Raw genomic sequence first — 17,957 nt, 5'->3', positions numbered from 1 at the left:
CGGCTCAGAGGTTGAAGTCGTAGACCCCGCCCCGGCGGCGGGGAATCGACTGGCGCTCGATCATCCGGCGGGTGTGCGGGCGCTCCTCGCCCCGGTGCAGCGCCATCAACCGCTCGAAGGTGCCGCCGTCGGCCTTGGTGCGGCGTGTGTTGTGGCGAATGTATTCGACCCAAGTGGGGACGTGGTAGGTCTCCTCCCAGATGCGCGGATCCTCGAGGTCGCGCATCAGCACCCAGTTCTGGGCGCCGTCGCGGATGCGCACCCGCCGCCGCTCGGCCATGATCGCGAGGAACTCGGGCACGTCGTCCGGGTCGATCTCGAACTGCGTGACGGCCACGATTGGGCCGCTGCGCAGCTTCAGATCGAGTTGCAGCGCGGGTTCCTTGAAGCGGTCCAGCGGTGAGAGGTCGAGATCGCTGAACTCGGGCAGCGGCATCTTCAGGCCGACCAGCGCCGCCACCGCCAGCAAGCCCGCCGCGCCCGCAAGTGCCGCGAAGAGCCCCCAGCCGTCGGACACCGAGCCCCAGACCCAACTGCCCGCCGCCATGCCGCCGAAACTTGCCGACTGGTAGAGCGCGATGGCCCGGCCGACCACCCAGCGCGGGGTCGAGAGCTGCACCGTGACATTGAGCAGCGAGAGCGCCACGGTCCAGGCCATGCCGTTGAGCAGCAGCGCCGGAAGACAGGCCCAGAGGGTCGGCGCCACCGCCAAGATCGCCGTGCCGACCATCGCTGCGGCGGCGGCGAAGCGCACGAGGTGCTCGTTGTCGAAGTGGTCGCGCAGCCGCGCGTTGTTGAGCGCGCCGATCACCGCCCCGACCCCGAAGCAGCCCAGCATGATGCCGAAGGTCGAGGCGTCGCCCCCAAGCCGCTCGTGGGCGATCAGCGGCAGCAGCGACAGCACCGCCACCGAGCCGAAACCGAAGAGGAAGGCCCGAGCCATGACGTTCATCAGGTTCGGCGACATGGCGACATAGCGCAGGCCCGAGCCGACCGCGAGCCGCATCGGCTCGGGCGGCAGGGTGCTGTCGGGCGGCGGCGACTTCCAGCGCCAGAGCACGGCGATCATCGGCAGATAGCTGACCGCGTTGAGCGCAAAAGCGGCGGCCGCCCCGGCAATGGCGACGATGATGCCGCCGATCGCCGGGCCAATCGAGCGCATGGCGTTGAACGCCATGGAGTTGAGTGTCACCGCCGAGGGCAGGTCGGTACGCGGCACGATATCCCCAAGCGAGGCCTGCCAGGACGGGTTGAAGAAGGTCGAGCCGGTGCCGATCAGGAAGGTGAGCACCAGCAGTAGCCAGGGCGTCAGCAGGTCGAACCAGGCCAGCGCGCAGAGCAGCGAGGCCGAGGCCATCATGAACAGCTGCGCCCCGATCATCACCCGCCGGCGGTCGAAATTGTCCGCGAGGGTTCCGGCAAAGACCGCGAAGAGCATGGTCGGCACCGTCACCCCGGCCTGCACCAGCGCCACCATGGCGTCGCTGTCGGAGATCTGCGTCATCATCCAGCCCGCGCCGACCGATTGCACCAGAGTGCCGAGGTTAGAGGCCATGGAGGCGGTCCAGCGCGCCCTGAAGGCGGGAATGCGCAGGACGGTGAGGGGTGACGCGGATTTGGTGGGCATGCGGCTCGAGGGCTGGTCGCCGGCCCGGGGGAGCGACAGGTATACGGGCCTGCCGCCAAGGTAGAGCGGGTTTTTGCAGTGTCGCCAAGGGGGCGGCGGAAAAATAGATGCCGGGCGCATGTATTTGCCGAGGGTGCCGCGCACCACACCTTGAGCCGGACCGCCAGACTGCGGTGAAAAATAGGAAAGGGCGGGCCTTGCGGCCCGCCCCCTCAATCTCTCACCGAACCGAAGCTCAGAGCGTCGGGTAGATCGGGAAGCCCTTGAGGAACTCCTCGACTTCACCCTTCACCTTGGCTTCGACCTCGGCGTTGCCATCCTCACCGTTGGCCGCCAGACCGTCGACGACTTCGATGATCCAGTCGGCGATCTTGCGGAACTCCGCCTCGCCGAAGCCGCGGGTGGTGCCGGCGGGCGAGCCCAGACGGATGCCCGAGGTCACGGTCGGCTTTTCCGGGTCGAACGGCACGCCGTTCTTGTTGCAGGTGATATGCGCGCGGCCGAGCGCCTTCTCGGTGGCGTTGCCCTTCACGCCCTTGGGGCGCAGGTCGACCAGCACCACGTGGGTGTCGGTGCCATGGGTCACCGTGTCGAGCCCGCCCTTGATCAGCTGGTCCGACAGCGCCTGAGCGTTGGCGATCACCTGCTTGGCATAGGCCTTGAACTCGGGGCGCAGCGCCTCGCCGAAGGCCACGGCCTTACCGGCAATGACATGCATCAGCGGGCCGCCCTGAATGCCGGGGAAGATCGCCGAGTTGACCTTCTTGGCGATGGTCTCGTCGTTGGTCAGGATCATGCCGCCGCGCGGGCCGCGCAGGGTCTTGTGCGTGGTGGTGGTGGCCACATGCGCGTGCGGGAAGGGCGAGGGATGCTCGCCGCCGGCCACGAGGCCCGCGAAGTGCGCCATGTCGACCATCAGGTAGGCACCGACGCTGTCGGCGATCTCGCGCATCTTGGCGAAATCGATCTGGCGCGGGATGGCCGAGCCGCCGGCGACGATCAGCTTGGGCTTGTGCTCGTTGGCGAGCTCCTGAACCTGATCGTAGTCCAGACGGTTGTCCTGCTTGCGCACGCCGTACTGAATGGCGTTGAACCACTTGCCCGACTGGTTGGGCTTGGCACCGTGGGTCAGGTGACCGCCGGCGTCGAGGCTCATGCCGAGGATGGTGTCGCCGGGCTGGATCAGCGCCTGGTAGACGCCCTGGTTGGCCTGCGAACCGGAGTTCGGCTGCACGTTGACGAACTCGCAGCCGAAGAGCTGCTTGGCGCGGTCGATGGCCAGGTTCTCGGCCACGTCGACCCAGTCACAGCCGCCGTAGTAGCGCTTGCCCGGGTAACCTTCGGCGTATTTGTTGGTGAGCACCGAGCCCTGCGCCTGCATGACGGCACGGGAGACGATGTTCTCGGAAGCGATCAGCTCGATCTCGTCGCGCTGGCGGCCGAGCTCGCCGGTGATGGACGCGAAGAGTTCGGGATCGCGGGAGGAAAGCTCTTCGGTGAAAAAGCCGGTGTCGCTGGGCGCGGCGGTCATGGGCAGTCTCCGGGTGTCAAGGATTCGAGTTCCGGCGCCTGAGTACTGGAAACCGCGCGTAACGCAAAGATGTCAAAGCGACAGCTTGTGTTTCTCTTCCGGCGTGTCTGGCCGCCGGGGAAAACTTGTGATTGTTTCGGAACATCCCGGAGGGGACAGGAAACCGCAGGACCACCGAAAGCCCGATGTCTCTGAGAATTGCCTTCTGCGCCTCGCGCGCGCCGATCGCCCAGGCGGCCCATGCCGCGCTGTCGCGCCGCTACGGTGATCACGCCGAGCGCGGTGCCGACGTGATCGTGGCACTTGGGGGCGACGGCTTCATGCTGCAGACCCTGCACCGCACGCAGGAACTGAACGTGCCGGTCTACGGCATGAACCGGGGCACCGTGGGTTTCCTGATGAACGCCTACTCCGAGCACCGGCTGGAAGAGCGGCTGGAGGAGGCCGAGGAAGCGGTGATCAATCCGCTGTCGATGTCCGCCACCACGGTCGACGGCACGGTACACGAGGCACTGGCGATCAACGAGGTCTCGCTGCTGCGCACCGGCCCGCAGGCCGCGCGGCTGGCGATCCATGTCGACGGCAAGCTGCGCCTGCCTGAACTGGTCTGCGATGGCGCGCTGCTGGCCACGCCAGCCGGATCGACCGCCTACAACTACTCGGCCCACGGGCCGATCCTGCCCATCGGCTCCGAGGTGCTGGCGCTGACCGCCGTCGCCGCTTTCCGCCCGCGGCGCTGGCGCGGCGCGCTGCTGCCCAAGGCTGCCGAGGTCAGTTTCGAGGTGCTCGAACACGAGAAGCGCCCGGTGATGGCCGAGGCCGACAGCGAGTCGGTGCGGGACGTGGTGCGGGTGGACATCCGCTCGGCCCCCGACGTGGCACACCGGGTGATGTTCGATCCGGGGCACGGGCTGGAAGAGCGGCTGATCCGAGAGCAGTTCGTCTAGGCGCGCCACGCGCGCGCCACGCGCTGCGGTCAGCCGACACCGGTCACGCCACCTCGGCCCGGGCCAATCCACATACGCCTATCCGGGCAGCAGTGCCGGTCACGCCGCCCCAGACACACAATCCCAGACACACCGTCCCGATCACCTCGAAAGGATCATGCCACCGCGTCGAGCGGCACCTGCGCGTGCAGCAGCTCGACCTCCGGGTCATCCGTGCGGGTGATGCCGATCGCGATGCTGGCGCCCACGCCCTCGAAACGGATCGATCCCTCGCCGATCTGCAGCAACAGCGTGTCCCCTTCCTGCGTGACCGACCAGTCGGCGACATCCGCGCCCAGTTGCACCAGAACCTCCGCGCCGGGAGCAAGCGAAACGATGTCGTTCCCGTCGCCGAGACCGTAGCGCAGCGCCACGGTTCCGCCGTTGAGCGTGATCGCGTCGTCGCCCCGACCCGCTTCGAGAGCGATTGCCTCCGTCACCTTCAAGGAAATCGCGTCGTCCCCTGCCCCCGCGTTGATGTCCGCGACAGTGCTCCGCGCGGCCTGCAGGCGGTCTTCTACGGTCTCACCCTCGGTCGGCGGCACGTCGCCCGACGTCAGGGCCTGCGACCGGCCGGATGTGGCATCGACGCTGATCGCATCGCGCCCGGCACCCGTGTAGAGGCCGCCCACGCGCCCGGCGGAGATTGTCACCGCATCCGCCCCTTTGCCGGTGTACAGGCGATCAACGCTCTCGGCGGCAATCGTGACCGCATCGTCCCCGCCGCCCGTATGGACCGAGCTGACCTGCCGCCCCTGCAGCGTCACCGTGTCGTCGCCCCCTGCGCGGCGCGCGCGCGGGCCCGGATCGGTGTAGATGTCGTGCACGATCTCGGCGGCGATGCTGACCGCGTCGCTGCCGGAGCCGCTGTAGATACCCCGCACGCTCTGCGCCGCGATGGCCAGCGCGTCATTGCCGCCACCGGTGAAGACCGAGGCCACCTCGCCCGCGCGGATCGCCACCGCATCGTTTCCGCCGCCACCACGCCCCCAGGGCGACACGTCGGTATAGACCCCCTCGACCCGCTGCGCCGAGAGCGCGAGGGCGTCGTGACCGGTGCCCGTGTAGACCCCCGACAGCGACCGGGCGGAGACCGAGAGCGCATCATTGCCGCCGTAGCTGGCGAAGCTCGCCTGCGCCTCGGCGCTGGAATAGCTCGCGGCAGTGGCGCCCGAGCGGATCGCCACCCCCCTGTCCAGCCGCGCCAAGGCCCGGGCGAGATGCCGCATCCGCGACCGGATCCGATGGAGCCCGCGCTCGCGCGCCTCGCCGAGGCTCCGGTCCTCGGGTTCGGCGGCCCCGGCCTGCGCCGAAACCCTGCCCTCCGCCGCAAGCAGCAGCCCATCCGCGCCGCGCGCATCCGGTGCCCCCGGTTCCGCCCCCGCGGCGCCCTGTGCGAGGCCCAGCGACGCAGAGCCGATCTCGGCGCTCGCGCCGCCGGGCCCCGCGCTGGCGCGCAACAGCGAGAGGGACAGGCTGCCAAACAGCGTCGGCAGCATCTGGGGCGGGTTGGGCTGGATGGGCAGGGTCATGGCGGATCTCCTTTGCCAAGAGCCTGCGCGCCGGATCTGAATGGAAGGTAAACTCCCCCGCTCCACCTGTTTCGCATTGGACCGACCGGCGCAACACGCCATAAGTAGGGCAGCAAACCGAAGGGACGCCTGATGCTGCAAGGCCTGCACCACGTGGCGCTGATCTGTGGCGACTACGCCCGCAGCCGCGCCTTCTACGTCGATCTTCTGGGGCTGGAGGTCATCGCCGAAACCCACCGCACCGAGCGGGACAGCTGGAAGCTCGATCTCGCGGTGCCCGGCGGCGGCCAGCTCGAATTGTTCAGCTTCCCCGAACCGCCTGACCGCCCCTCGCGGCCCGAGGCCAAGGGGCTGCGCCACCTGGCCTTCCGCGTCGCCGATGTGGCCGGGGCCATGCGCTGGCTGGAAGACGCGGGCGTCGAGGTCGAGCCGGTGCGGGTCGATCCGCTGACCGGCAAGCGGTTCACCTTCTTCGCGGATCCCGACGGGCTGCCACTGGAGCTCTACGAGATCTGACGCGGGCGCGGCTCTGCGCATGACCCGAAAAGTTGACGTTTCGGGAATTTTTCGCCAGCGTCCTTGCACTCACGACGACGTTACCGGCCATGCATCTTTCGAAATTCACAGATTACGCACTGCGCGTCTGCCTCTACCTCGGCGCCCGGCAGGACCGGCTGGTCTCGATCTCCGAGATCGCCCAGGCGCACGGGCTTTCGCATGGCAATCTGATGAAGGTGGTCAAGAACCTCGTTGACGGCGGCTTCCTGAAGACGACCCGCGGGCGTGCGGGTGGGGTCGAGCTGGCCCGGGCGGCGGAGGAGATCCATGTCGGCGAGATCGCCCGCTACATGGAGGGCGACACCTCGATGGTGGATTGCTCGAGCTGCATTCTCAAGGGGGCCTGCGGGCTGACCCGCGCGCTCCGCGAGGCGAAGCTGGCCTTCTACGCGCATCTCAACCAGTACAGCCTCGCCGATGCGCTCCACGCGCATCCAAAGACTCTGTCACTTCTGCTTGCTTCGGTGCCGTCGGAGCCGCTGGACGAAGGCCGCGACTGAGCGCGAATCCGGACTGATCCGGGACCGCCGGAGCGGTTCCAGCGCCGGGTTCCCCCCTTGCTCGCGCGGCATTCCCCGGTCAATCACCGTCTAGGTCGCGTCATTTCTCTGCTGAAATTGCACGCAGGCGGCGCGCTTTTCGCCCGCGGCGCGCGCAGAATCCGGGTCTGGCGGCGCAATTTTCGAAAAATTCGCCTCTACACCCGAGAGATCTCTTGCGCGAAAATAACATTCGGTCGTAACGAATGATTAATCCGGGTCGCGACAGTCCGCGACCCCCGCCGCAACGGCGCGGCAATTTCCGTCAAGAGCCCCAAGTGGGCAGGCAGCAATGGCGCTGCATCTTCGCTCCGACACATGTCGGTCCGTGGGTTTACGCAAGCGCCAACCTTACGTTTTCCCTGACAGAAATCGCCGCGGCCCGGGATCTCCCGTTCCGCTTCTCGCTGAAACCGGAGTCCCCTCATGTCCAAACAGCGCCTCGTCATCATCGGCAACGGCATGGCCCCCGGCCGCCTTCTGGAGCACCTCTTCGAGGCCGCCCCCGATGCCTATGACGTCACCATCTTCAACGCCGAACCGCGGGTGAACTACGACCGCATCATGCTCTCGCCGGTGCTCTCGGGCGAGAAGACCTTTGAAGACATCATCATCCACGGCGACGACTGGTATGCCGAGCGCGGCATCACCCTGCACCGCGGCGAGAAGGTCACCGGCATCGACCGTGCGGCCCGCGTGGTCACCGGCGCGAGCGGCATCACCGCCGCCTACGACAAGCTGGTGATCGCCACCGGCTCCTCGCCCTTCATCATCCCCGTGCCGGGGCACAAGCTGCCCGGCGTGCTGGCGTACCGCGATCTCGACGACGTGGACGGAATGCTGCGGGCGGCCAATAGGGGTGGCCGCGCCGTGGTGATCGGCGGCGGCCTGCTTGGTCTCGAGGCCGCCGCCGGTCTGAAATCGCGCGGCATGGAGGTGACCGTGCTGCACCTCATGCCGACCCTCATGGAGCGCCAGCTCGACCCCGCCGCCGGTTACCTGCTGCAGAAGGAGCTGGAAAGCCGCGGCATCGAGGTGCGCTGCGGTGCCAACACCAAGATGATCCTCGGCGACAGCGAGGTCGAAGGCGTCGAGCTGGAGGACGGCACCGTTATCGATGCCTCGCTGGTGGTCATGGCCGTGGGCATCCGCCCCTCGGTGGATCTCGCCCGCGACGCCGGGCTCGACGTGGGGCGCGGTATCCAGACCGATCTGGCCATGTGCACCTCCGATCCCGACATCTTCTCCGTCGGCGAATGCGCCGAGGTGGACGGCCGTGTCTACGGGCTGGTCGCGCCGCTCTACCAGATGGCCAAGGTCGCCGCCGGGCATCTCGCCGGTGTCTCCGAGGCTGCCTTCGCCCATGCCGAGACGCCGACCAAGCTGAAGGTCACCGGCATCAACCTCTATTCGGTGGGCGACTTCGGCGATGGGCCGGACCGCGAGGACGTGGTGCTGCGCGACGCCGCCCGCGGCAGCTACCGCCGGGTGATCCTGCAGGGCAACCGGGTGATCGGCGCCGTGCTCTACGGCGATGTCGCCGACGGCATGTGGTACAACGAACTGCTGAAGTCCGGCGAGGATGTGTCCGACATACGGGACACGCTGATCTTCGGGCAGGCGCATCAGGGCGGCGGGATGGCCGCCGATCCTCTCGCCGCCGTCGCCAACCTCTCTGACGACGCGGAGATCTGCGGCTGCAACGGCATCTGCAAGGGCAAGATCGTACAGGCAATCAACGACAAGGGGCTGACGTCGCTCGCAGAAGTGCGCGCCCACACCAAGGCCAGCGCCTCCTGCGGCACCTGCACCGGGCTCGTGGAGTCGGTCATGGCACTGACGCTTGGCGACACATTCTCCAAGAAGGCCGAAGGCATGTGCGGCTGCACCGACCTCGGCCATGGCGAGGTGCGCCGCCTGATCAAGGCGCAGGGGCTGAAGAGCATCCCCGCCGTGATGCAGGAGCTGGAGTGGAAGAGCTCGCACGGCTGCGCCAAGTGCCGCCCCGCGCTGAACTACTATCTGCTGAGCGACTGGCCGGGCGAATACAAGGACGACCAGCAGAGCCGCTTCATCAACGAACGCGTGCACGCCAACATCCAGAAGGACGGCACCTATTCCGTCGTGCCGCGGATGTGGGGCGGGATGACCTCCTCGGACGAGCTGCGCGCCATCGCGGATGTGGTCGACAAGTTCGCCATCCCCGACGTGAAGGTGACCGGCGGCCAGCGCATCGACCTCTTGGGCGTGAAGAAGGAAGACCTTCCGGCGGTCTGGGCCGACCTCAACGCGGCGGGGCTGGTCTCGGGCCACGCCTATGCCAAGGGTCTGCGCACGGTGAAGACCTGCGTCGGCTCCACCTGGTGCCGCTTCGGCACGCAGGACAGCACCGGCCTCGGCATCAAGCTCGAGAAGTTCCTATGGGGCTCCTGGACGCCGGCCAAGGTCAAGCTCGCCGTGACCGGATGCCCGCGCAACTGCGCCGAGGCGACCTGCAAGGACATCGGGGTGATCTGCGTCGATAGCGGCTACGAGATCGTTTACGGCGGCGCCGCGGGCCTGCACATCCAGGGCACCACCAAGCTCGGCACGGTGAAGACCGAGGAGGAGGTGATCGAGGTCGCCGCCGCCATGACCCAGATGTACCGCGAGCAGGGTTTCTACCTCGAGCGCATCTACAAATGGGCCGAGCGCGTCGGCTACGACACCGTCAAGGCCGCGATCCTCGACGATACAGGCAGCCGCCGCGCCTATTACGAGCGCTTCGTCTTCAGCCAGCAGTTTGCCCAGACCGATCCGTGGTCGGAGCGCGTCTCGGGCGTCGACAAGCACGAATTCAAGCCGCTTGCCGTCTTCGGCGAAGAGGCTGCCCCCGCAACCGCCAAGGTGGAGCCTGCAGAATGAACGCCCTCACCCGCGACACGAACGCATGGCGCCTCATCGGCTCCATCGACGACATCCCCAGCCAAGGCGCGCGCTGCGTCGAGAACGGGGAGACCAAGATTGCCGTCTTCCGCACCGCGGATGACCGGATCTTCGCGCTCGAAGACAAGTGCCCGCACAAGAACGGGCCTCTCAGCCAGGGCATCGTGCACGGCGGCTGCGTCACATGCCCCCTGCACAACTGGGTGATCTCGCTCGAGACCGGTGCCGCCACAGGCGCCGACGACGGCCGCACCGCCTCCTTCCCCGTCCGTCTCGACGGTCGGGACATCTACCTGAACCTCGAATCGAACCTGCAACAGGGCGCCTGACCTCAGGCTCCGAACCCTTAGAAAAGGATACGCAAAATGTCGTATATCGCTCCCAAGGAATTCGCGGCCAAGATGGTCGACGCCGGCGAATCCAAGATCTTCATGTCCACCAAGGACACGCTCATCCGCGCCTATATGGCCGGGGCCATCCTCGCGCTTGCCGCCGCCTTCGCGGTGACCATCGCGGTCAACACCGGCAACTTCCTCGTCGCCTCGCTGCTCTTCCCGGTCGGCTTCTGCATGCTCTACCTGATGGGCTTCGATCTGCTGACCGGCGTCTTCACCCTCGCGCCGCTGGCGGTGATCGCCAAGCGTCCGGGCTGCACCTGGGGCGGCGTCTTCCGCAACTGGGGCCTGGTGTTCTGCGGCAACTTCGCGGGCGCCATGACAACCGCGGTCATGATGGCGGTGATCTTCACCATGGGCTTCTCGACCGAACCAAATGCCGTCGGTCAGAAAATCGGCACCATCGGCGAAGCCCGGACACTCGGCTATGCCGCCGCCGGCGGCGCAGGCCTGCTGACCGTCTTCGTCCGCGCCGTGATGTGCAACTGGATGGTCTCGACCGGCGTGGTCGCCGCGATGATGTCCTCCTCCACCGGCGGCAAGATCATGGCCATGTGGATGCCGATCCTGGTGTTCTTCTACCTCGGCTTCGAGCACTCGATCGTCAACATGTTCCTCTTCCCCTCGGGCATCATGCTGGGCGGTCAGTTCACCTGGGTTGACTACTTCGTCTACAACGAGATCCCCGTGGTTCTGGGCAACCTCGTCGGCGGTCTGACCTTCGTGGGCGGGATGATCTACGCCACCCACTTCCGTGAATCGCCGAAGCGCAACGCGGTCCGCAACGACGACACCGCAGGCTTCCCGGCCGAATAAGAGTTGACCTCGACTTGGGCCCCGCCACCGTGCGGGGCCTCTTTTCTTTTTTCCTTTTCCCGCTCCAGAGCCCGCCATGCCCCGAGACAGCGCCATGACCCAGAGCCTGCACCTCTCGCTCGGCCAGCACGCCCGGCAGGGTATGAAGCCGCAGATGCAGGATTTCCACGGCGCGCTACTCCCCGAAGGCGGCCAGCTGGCACTGAAGGGCGCGGTGGTCGCGCTGGCAGATGGCATCTCCACCAGCCCGCACGCCCGCACCGCCGCCGAGATGGCCGTGGGTGCGCTGGTCACCGACTATTACGACACCCCCGAGAGCTGGACCGTGCAGACCGCCGCCGGGCGGGTGATCGCGGCCACCAACCGCTGGCTCTACGGGCAGAGCCGCGCCGTCGCGCCGGGCGATCCCGACCGAGGCTTTGTCTGCACCCTCTCGGCCATGGTGCTGAAGGGGTGCGAGGCGCATCTCTTCCACATCGGCGACAGCCGCATTGCGCGTCTCGCCGGGGACAGCCTCGAGCCGCTGACCGAGAACCACGTGAGCGGCGGGCTGCTGTCGCGCGCCATGGGCATCTCTGCCGAGCTGCGCATCAACCACCGCCGGATCCCGCTGCAGGCGGGCGATGTCTTCCTGCTGACCACGGACGGAGTGCACGCGCATGTCACCGGCCGCGACCTGCGCGCGGCGCTGGAGCGGACTGCTGATCTCGACGCGGTGGCCGAACATCTCGTCGGCCTCGCCCTACAGCGCGGCTCGCGCGACAATCTTACGGCGCAGGTGCTGCGAGTCGATGCCTTACCCGACCCCGGGACCGCAGCGCTCGGCGACGAGGCGGCGGTATTGCCGGTCCCGCCCCTGCCGAAACCGGGACAGGAGATCGACGGCTTCCGCGTCCTGCGCCCCCTGCACCACTCCGCGCGCAGCCATGTCTTCCTCGCCGAAGCGCCGGACGGCAGCAAGGTGGCGCTGAAGATCCCCGCCTCCGAAATCGTCGAGGATCCCGAGGCGCGCCGCCGCTTCCTGCTCGAGGATTGGGTCGCCCGCCGCATCGACAGCCCGCACGTGCTGCGCGCCGCGCCCCTGCCCGGCCCGCGCAGCGCGCTCTACGGGGTCACCGAGTTCGTCGAGGGCGTCACCCTGCGCCAGTGGATGACCGACCACCCGAAACCCTCGCTCGACGAGGCGCGCGGCATCGTCACCCAGGTCGCGGACGGCCTACGCGCGCTCCACCGCCGCGAGATGATCCATCAGGACATCCGTCCAGAGAACATCCTGATCGACGCAAGCGGCACGGTGCGGATCATCGACTTCGGCTCGGTCGCCGTCGCAGGGGTCGAGGAGGCTACCCCCGGCCTCATGGGCGCTCTGCCCGGCACCTACCAGTACACCGCGCCCGAGTATCTCTCGGGCGACGTGGTCAGCTGGCGGTCGGACATGTTCGCGCTGGCGGTGATCGCCTATGAAATGCTGACCGGCCTTCTGCCCTATGGCACGCAAGTGGCCCGCGTCGCCTCGCGCCGGGACCAGATGCGGCTCGTCTATCGTTCCGCCTGCGACGAGAAGAGTGCCGTGCCCCTGTGGATGGACGAGGCGCTGGCGCGCGCGCTGCATCCCGATCCCCTGCGCCGCCCCGACGCTCTCTCGGAATTCCTCGCCAGCCTGCGCCGGCCCTCGCCGGGCTGGCAGGCGGCGCACCGCCGCCCGCTGGCGGCCCGCAATCCGCTCCGTTTCTGGCAAGGCGTCTCGGCGATCCTCGCAGCGCTCTGCCTCATCCTCGCCGCCCAGCTGGGCGGCTGATTTCACGACCCACCCCAAGCCAAGGAGAACTGCCATGAAGGACGCCCTCATCCCGCAGAACTTGACCAAGGACGACGTCGCCGCGCTGATCCTCGCCGCCAAGAAGCGCGCGGGCCTGAGCTGGGACGGCATCGCCAGCGCCATCGGCATGTCGCCGGTCTGGACCCATTCCGCCTGCGTGGGCATGAACGCGATGCCGCCGGAGAAAGCCTCCGCACTGGTAGCAGTTCTGGAACTTCCCGCCGAGGCCGCCGAGGTGCTCTCGGAAAGCCCCACCAAGGTCTGGAGCCAGACCGTGCCGACCGATCCCTGTATCTACCGCCTTTACGAGATCGTCGGCGTCTACGGGCCGACCATCAAGGCGCTGATCCACGAGGAGTTCGGCGACGGCATCATGTCGGCGATCGACTTTGACATGGAGGTGACCCGCGTGCCGCACGAGAAAGGCGACCGGGTGAAGATCGAGATGTCGGGCAAGTACCTCGGCTACAACGCCTGGTGAGGGCCGCCTCGGGCGGAGATATTGCCGAAGCGCGGCGATAGTCGTGCGGGCGCGTGCCGATGGAATGGGCCGCTCACGCCCGAAGTCTGTGCTTTATCCAGACAAATCCGGGCACCTTCCGACCGATGGGCAACCGCGACAAAGCGACAGCCTGATCCGCCTTAGCTTCGCGCGAATGCAGCACCACGCCAAAGAAAAAAGGGGGGCCGAAGCCCCCCTTTTCGAATTCTGCAGGCCAGATCAGCCGCCGAAGTCGTCGAGCATGATGTCCTCGCGGTCGACGCCCAGATCCAGCAGCATGTTGATCACCGACTGGTTCATGATGGGCGGGCCGCACATGTAGAACTCGCAGTCCTCGGGGTTCGGGTGGTTCTTCAGATACTCTTCGAAGAGCACGTTGTGAATGAAGCCGGTGTAGCCCTTCCACTCGTCCTCGGGCAGCGCGTCCGACAGGGCGACGTGCCATTCGAAGTTGTCGAACTCCTTGGCCAGCTCGTCGAAATCCTCGACGAAGAACATCTCGCGCTTGGAGCGGGCGCCGTACCAGAAGGAGATCTTCCGGTCGCGGTTCTCGAGACGCTTGAGCTGGTCGAAGATGTGCGAGCGCATGGGGGCCATGCCCGCGCCGCCGCCGATGAAGACCATTTCCTTCTTCGTGTCGCGGGCGAAGAACTCGCCGAACGGTCCGGAGATGGTGACCTTGTCGCCGGGCTTGAGGTTGAAGATGTAGGAAGACATCTGACCTGCAGGGATGCCGGTGGAGCCCGGCGGCGGCGAAGCCACGCGGACGTTGAGCATGATGATGCCCTTTTCATCCGGGTAGTTGGCCATCGAATAGGCCCGCTCGATCGGCTCGGTCACCGTCGACTCGTACTGCCAGAGGTTAAACTTGTCCCAGTCGCTCCGGTATTCCTCGGCGACGTCGAAGTCCTTGTACGACAGCTTGTGCGCGGGTGCTTCGATCTGAATGTAGCCACCGGCGCGGAAGTTGACGTCCTCGCCTTCCGGCAGTTTCAGGACCAGCGCCTTGATGAAGGTGGCGACGTTCTCGTTCGAGATAACCTCGCATTCCCACTTCTTGACGCCGAAGACCTCTTCGGGGACCTCGATCTCCATGTCCTGCTTGACCGCGACCTGACAGGACAGGCGGTCGCCGCAGGCGGCCTCGCGCTTGGTGATGTGGCTCTCTTCGGTGGGCAGGATCGACCCGCCACCCGAATGCACCCGCACCCGGCACTGCGCGCAGGTGCCGCCGCCGCCGCAGGCGGAGGGGACAAAGAGCTTCTGACCGGCCAGGGTCTGCAGCAGCTTGCCGCCGGCGGGGACCGAGATGGTCTTCTCGCCGTTGATGGTGATGTTGACGTTGCCCGTCGACACCAGCCGCGAGCGCGCCAGCAGGATGATGGTCACCAGCGCGATCACGATCAGGGTGAAGAGGATGACGCCGAGGCTGAAAGTTTCCATGAGTTCCTAGTCCTCCTGCCTCAGAGTTTCACGCCGCTGAAGGACATGAAGGCCATGGCCATCAGACCCGCGGTGATGAAGGTGATGCCGAGACCCTGAAGCCCGTCGGGAATGTCCGAATACTTCAGCTTCTCGCGCACACCGGCCATCGCGGTGATCGCCAGCGCCCAGCCGAAGCCGGACGACACGCCGTAGGTGAGGCTTTCGGCAAAGTCGTAGTTCCGCTCGACCATGAACAGCGAGCCACCAAGGATGGCGCAGTTCACGGTGATCAGCGGCAGGTAGACACCGAGTGCGTTGTAGAGCGGCGGGAAGTACTTATCGAGCACCATCTCGAGGATCTGCACCAGCGCGGCGATCACCCCGATGTAGGAGATCAGGCCGAGGAAGGTCAGGTCGATGTCGGGAAAGCCCGCCCAGGCCAGCGCGCCGGGCGCCAGCAGGTAGCTCAGGATCAGGTTGTTGGCCGGCACGGTGATCGCCTGCACGACCATCACCGAGACGCCGAGACCGATTGCGGTCGAGATCTTCTTCGACACGGCGATGAAGGTACACATCCCGAGGAAGAAGGACAGGGCGAGGTTCTCGACGAAGACCGCCTTGACCGCGAGAGAGATGAGACCTTCCATCAGTGCGCCTCCACGCTCTGGATCTTGTATTCACGCTCTTCGACCTGACCCGGCTTCCAGGTGCGGATCGCCCAGATCAGCAGGCCGATGACGAAGAAGGCCGAGGGCGGCAGCAGCAGCAGGCCGTTCGGCACGTACCAGCCACCGTTGTTGACCGTCGGCAGGATGGTGATGCCGAACAGCGAGCCCGAGCCGAAGAGCTCGCGGATCACGCCGACGACCATCAGGATCAGACCGTAGCCCGCGCCGTTGCCGATGCCGTCGACGAAGCTGGCCACCGGCGGGTTGCTCATGGCGAAGGCTTCGGCGCGGCCCATCACGATGCAGTTGGTGATGATCAGGCCGACGAAGACCGACAGGGTCTTGGAGATCTCGTAGGCATAGGCCTTGAGCAGCTGGTCGACCACGATCACGAGGCTGGCGATGATGACCATCTGCACGATGATCCGGATCGAGCTGGGGATCTGGTTGCGCAGCATCGAGATGAACATCGACGAGAAGGCGGTCACCAGCGTCACGGCGATGGCCATGACCAGCGCGACCTTCAGCGAGGAGGTCACCGCGAGCGCCGAGCAGATGCCCAGCACCTGCAGGGTGATCGGGTTGTTGTCGATCAGCGGATCGACGAGCTGCGATTTGCGGGTCTGGGCCATCAGATCTCTCCTGCCTTAAGCCGCTCGAGGAACGGGCCGTAGCCCTGTTCACCCATCCAGAAGCGGACAAGGTTGTCGACACCGCGCGAGGTCAGGGTCGCCCCGGCCAGCGCGTCGATATAGTAGTCCTGGCCGGCGGCCGGCGGCTGCTTGGCGACGGTGATCTGCAGCGCGCCGTCTTCGTCACGCAGCTTCTTGCCGTTCCAGAGCGCCTTCCAGCGCGGGTTGTCGACCTCGGCACCAAGGCCGGGGGTCTCGCCCTGCTGATAGAACTGCAGGCCATAGATGTCGTTGCCGTTCTCTTCCAGCGCGATGAAGCCGTAGAGCGTCGACCACAGGCCGTAGCCTTCGATGGGCAGCACCACCTTGTCGATCGCGCCCGCATCGTCGCGCAGGATGTAGACCATCTGGAAGATCTGCTGCGTGCCGCCAAGACCCGCGGGGTCTTCGTCGAGCGCGCGCACCAGTGCCGGATCGCCCGAGGTCGCGAGTTCCTCGAAGGTGTCGATCTCATATTGGTCGGTGAACTCGCCGGTGGCGAGTTCCAGCACGTGCGGCTCGAAGTCGCTGAAGGCCTCGGCGATATCCATGCCCGGCTCGTAGACGCCGGCAACTTCCAGAACGTTGCGCTGCTTGTCGCGCAGGCGGTTCAGGTCCTGCACCGGACGCAGCGACACGGCCGCCGCCGACACCACCATCGAGGCGACGAGGCAGAGCACCACCGCCACGGTCACCGTCTTGACGGTGGAATCCGGCGGCATGTCGAGGAAGCGGCGGATGAAGCCCTTGTTTGCGTTGGTGTCAGACATTGCGCTTGGCCCTCCGCTTGATGTTGGCCTGGACGACGAAGTAGTCGATCAGCGGCGCGAAGACGTTGCCGAAGAGGATCGCAAGCATCATGCCTTCTGGGAAGGCCGGGTTGATGACACGGATCATCACAACCATGAAACCGATCAGCGCGCCGTAGATGTAGCGGCCCACGTTGGTGTGCGAGGCCGAAACCGGCTCGGTCACCATGAACACGAGGCCAAAGGCGTAACCGCCGACCACCAGGTGCCAGTACCAGGGCATGGCGAACATCGGGTTGCTGTCGGAGCCGATAACGTTCAGCAGCGAAGAGAAGGCGATCATGCCGCCGAGGCAGCCGACGATCAGGCGCCAGTTGGCGATCTTCGTGGCGAGCAGGAAGGCAAGGCCGAGCAGACAGGCGATGGTCGAGGTCTCGCCGAAGGAGCCTTGGATGGTGCCGACGAAGGCGTCCATCCAGCTGATGCCATGCTCGGGCAGCGATGCGACGCCGTCGCTGGCGCTGACCGACAGCGCGGTGGCGCCGGAGAAGCCGTCGACCGGGGTCCAGATGCGGTCACCCGACATCTGCGCGGGGTAGGCGAAATAGAGGAACGCCCGCCCGACCAGCGCCGGGTTGAGGAAGTTCTTGCCGGTGCCGCCAAAGACTTCCTTGCCGATCACCACGCCGAAGATGATGCCGAGCGCGACCTGCCAGAGCGGCGCGGAGGCGGGCATGATCAGCGTGTAGAGCATCGAGGTCACGAGGAAGCCCTCGTTCACCTCGTGGCCCCGGACCACGGCGAAGATCACTTCGAAGATGCCGCCCGCGATCAGCGTCACGATGTAGATCGGCAGGAAATACAGCAGCCCGTGCAGGATGTTCGCCAGCGGGTTGGCCGGGTTGAAGCCGATGCCGAGCGCCTCGATGATCGCCGCGCGCCAGCCCGACGCACCGTATTCGGCGATCGCCATGTTGGTCTGCAGGCCGGTGTTGTACATGCCGAAGAGAATGCAGGGGATCGTCGCGATGACCACATAGGTCATGATCCGCTTCATATCGATGTACGAGCGGGCGTGCGGCGCGACGGTGGTCACCGTCTTCGGCGTGTAGATGAAGCTCTCCACCATCTCGTAGACGGGGAAATATTTCTCGAACCTGCCGCCCTTCAGGAATTGGGGCTCGATCCGATCGAAGAAACTGCGCAGACCCAAG

The 17,957-nt window shown here is 66.4% G+C and carries 16 protein-coding genes; 8 read left to right on the top strand and 8 right to left on the bottom strand.

Features of this window, described 5'->3' with window-relative positions:
* Positions 1–4: 4 nt before the first annotated feature.
* Positions 5–1,627 carry an MFS transporter gene (locus BM397_RS08870; protein WP_092423036.1) on the bottom strand — a complete coding sequence of 541 codons (1,623 nt, stop codon included), beginning with the start codon at positions 1,625–1,627 and terminating at the stop codon, positions 5–7.
* Between the two features lie 235 nt (positions 1,628–1,862).
* Positions 1,863–3,158, bottom strand: coding sequence for a serine hydroxymethyltransferase (glyA, locus tag BM397_RS08865; RefSeq protein ID WP_092423034.1), 1,296 nt, complete (start codon positions 3,156–3,158; stop codon positions 1,863–1,865).
* A 185-nt stretch (positions 3,159–3,343) separates the two neighbouring features.
* Here glyA and BM397_RS08860 point away from each other — a divergent pair, with 185 nt between their 5' ends.
* Entirely contained in the window at positions 3,344–4,105 is a 762-nt protein-coding gene (locus BM397_RS08860) for an NAD kinase (RefSeq protein WP_092423032.1), read from the top strand.
* Between the two features lie 155 nt (positions 4,106–4,260).
* Here BM397_RS08860 and BM397_RS08855 read toward each other — a convergent pair whose 3' ends face one another.
* On the bottom strand, positions 4,261–5,676 hold the full coding sequence (locus tag BM397_RS08855) for a hypothetical protein (protein WP_092423030.1): 1,416 nt from the start codon (positions 5,674–5,676) through the stop codon (positions 4,261–4,263).
* Between the two features lie 132 nt (positions 5,677–5,808).
* Here BM397_RS08855 and gloA2 point away from each other — a divergent pair, with 132 nt between their 5' ends.
* The 7 genes from gloA2 to cynS all read left to right on the top strand — a co-directional run bounded on the left by gloA2 (position 5,809) and on the right by cynS (position 13,209).
* Positions 5,809–6,192, top strand: coding sequence for an SMU1112c/YaeR family gloxylase I-like metalloprotein (gloA2, locus tag BM397_RS08850; RefSeq protein ID WP_092423029.1), 384 nt, complete (start codon positions 5,809–5,811; stop codon positions 6,190–6,192).
* Between the two features lie 89 nt (positions 6,193–6,281).
* Positions 6,282–6,734, top strand: coding sequence for an RrF2 family transcriptional regulator (locus tag BM397_RS08845; protein ID WP_092423027.1), 453 nt, complete (start codon positions 6,282–6,284; stop codon positions 6,732–6,734).
* A 465-nt stretch (positions 6,735–7,199) separates the two neighbouring features.
* The gene (nirB, locus tag BM397_RS08840) at positions 7,200–9,677 is read left to right on the top strand and encodes a nitrite reductase large subunit NirB (protein ID WP_092423025.1); all 2,478 of its coding nucleotides are present in this window, start codon (positions 7,200–7,202) and stop codon (positions 9,675–9,677) included.
* On the top strand, positions 9,674–10,027 hold the full coding sequence (gene nirD, locus BM397_RS08835) for a nitrite reductase small subunit NirD (RefSeq protein ID WP_092423023.1): 354 nt from the start codon (positions 9,674–9,676) through the stop codon (positions 10,025–10,027). The genes nirB and nirD overlap by 4 nt, the downstream gene beginning before the upstream one ends.
* Before the next feature lie 36 nt (positions 10,028–10,063).
* Positions 10,064–10,909 carry a formate/nitrite transporter family protein gene (locus BM397_RS08830; protein WP_092423021.1) on the top strand — a complete coding sequence of 282 codons (846 nt, stop codon included), beginning with the start codon at positions 10,064–10,066 and terminating at the stop codon, positions 10,907–10,909.
* 76 nt (positions 10,910–10,985) lie between these two features.
* Positions 10,986–12,707: a bifunctional protein-serine/threonine kinase/phosphatase gene (locus tag BM397_RS08825; RefSeq protein ID WP_176806565.1), complete on the top strand. Its 1,722-nt coding sequence runs from the start codon at positions 10,986–10,988 to the stop codon at positions 12,705–12,707.
* Between the two features lie 34 nt (positions 12,708–12,741).
* Complete coding sequence (cynS, locus tag BM397_RS08820; RefSeq protein ID WP_092423017.1) at positions 12,742–13,209, top strand: cyanase; 468 nt, start codon at positions 12,742–12,744, stop codon at positions 13,207–13,209.
* A 240-nt stretch (positions 13,210–13,449) separates the two neighbouring features.
* On the opposite strand, the gene nqrF is transcribed toward cynS, so the two are convergent.
* From nqrF to BM397_RS08795, 5 genes are read right to left on the bottom strand one after another with little or no spacing between them, the layout of a single operon-like run.
* Positions 13,450–14,673: an NADH:ubiquinone reductase (Na(+)-transporting) subunit F gene (gene nqrF / locus BM397_RS08815; RefSeq protein WP_092423015.1), complete on the bottom strand. Its 1,224-nt coding sequence runs from the start codon at positions 14,671–14,673 to the stop codon at positions 13,450–13,452.
* 20 nt (positions 14,674–14,693) lie between these two features.
* A complete protein-coding gene (nqrE, locus tag BM397_RS08810) occupies positions 14,694–15,302 on the bottom strand; it encodes an NADH:ubiquinone reductase (Na(+)-transporting) subunit E (RefSeq protein ID WP_092423013.1) in 609 nt (202 codons plus the stop codon).
* The gene (locus BM397_RS08805; RefSeq protein WP_092423011.1) at positions 15,302–15,955 is read right to left on the bottom strand and encodes an NADH:ubiquinone reductase (Na(+)-transporting) subunit D; all 654 of its coding nucleotides are present in this window, start codon (positions 15,953–15,955) and stop codon (positions 15,302–15,304) included. Before BM397_RS08805 ends, nqrE begins: the two co-directional genes overlap by 1 nt.
* Entirely contained in the window at positions 15,955–16,764 is an 810-nt protein-coding gene (locus tag BM397_RS08800; RefSeq protein WP_092423009.1) for a Na(+)-translocating NADH-quinone reductase subunit C, read from the bottom strand. Before BM397_RS08800 ends, BM397_RS08805 begins: the two co-directional genes overlap by 1 nt.
* A complete protein-coding gene (locus BM397_RS08795; protein WP_092423007.1) occupies positions 16,757–17,956 on the bottom strand; it encodes an NADH:ubiquinone reductase (Na(+)-transporting) subunit B in 1,200 nt (399 codons plus the stop codon). The genes BM397_RS08800 and BM397_RS08795 overlap by 8 nt, the downstream gene beginning before the upstream one ends.
* Position 17,957: the final 1 nt, after the last annotated feature.

It is taken from the genome of Alloyangia pacifica (genome assembly GCF_900116195.1).
In the GTDB taxonomy this organism is placed as follows: domain Bacteria; phylum Pseudomonadota; class Alphaproteobacteria; order Rhodobacterales; family Rhodobacteraceae; genus Salipiger; species Salipiger pacificus.
The sequence above is the reverse complement of the archived record's forward strand: the minus strand, read 5'-3'. Positions and strand labels throughout refer to the sequence as shown.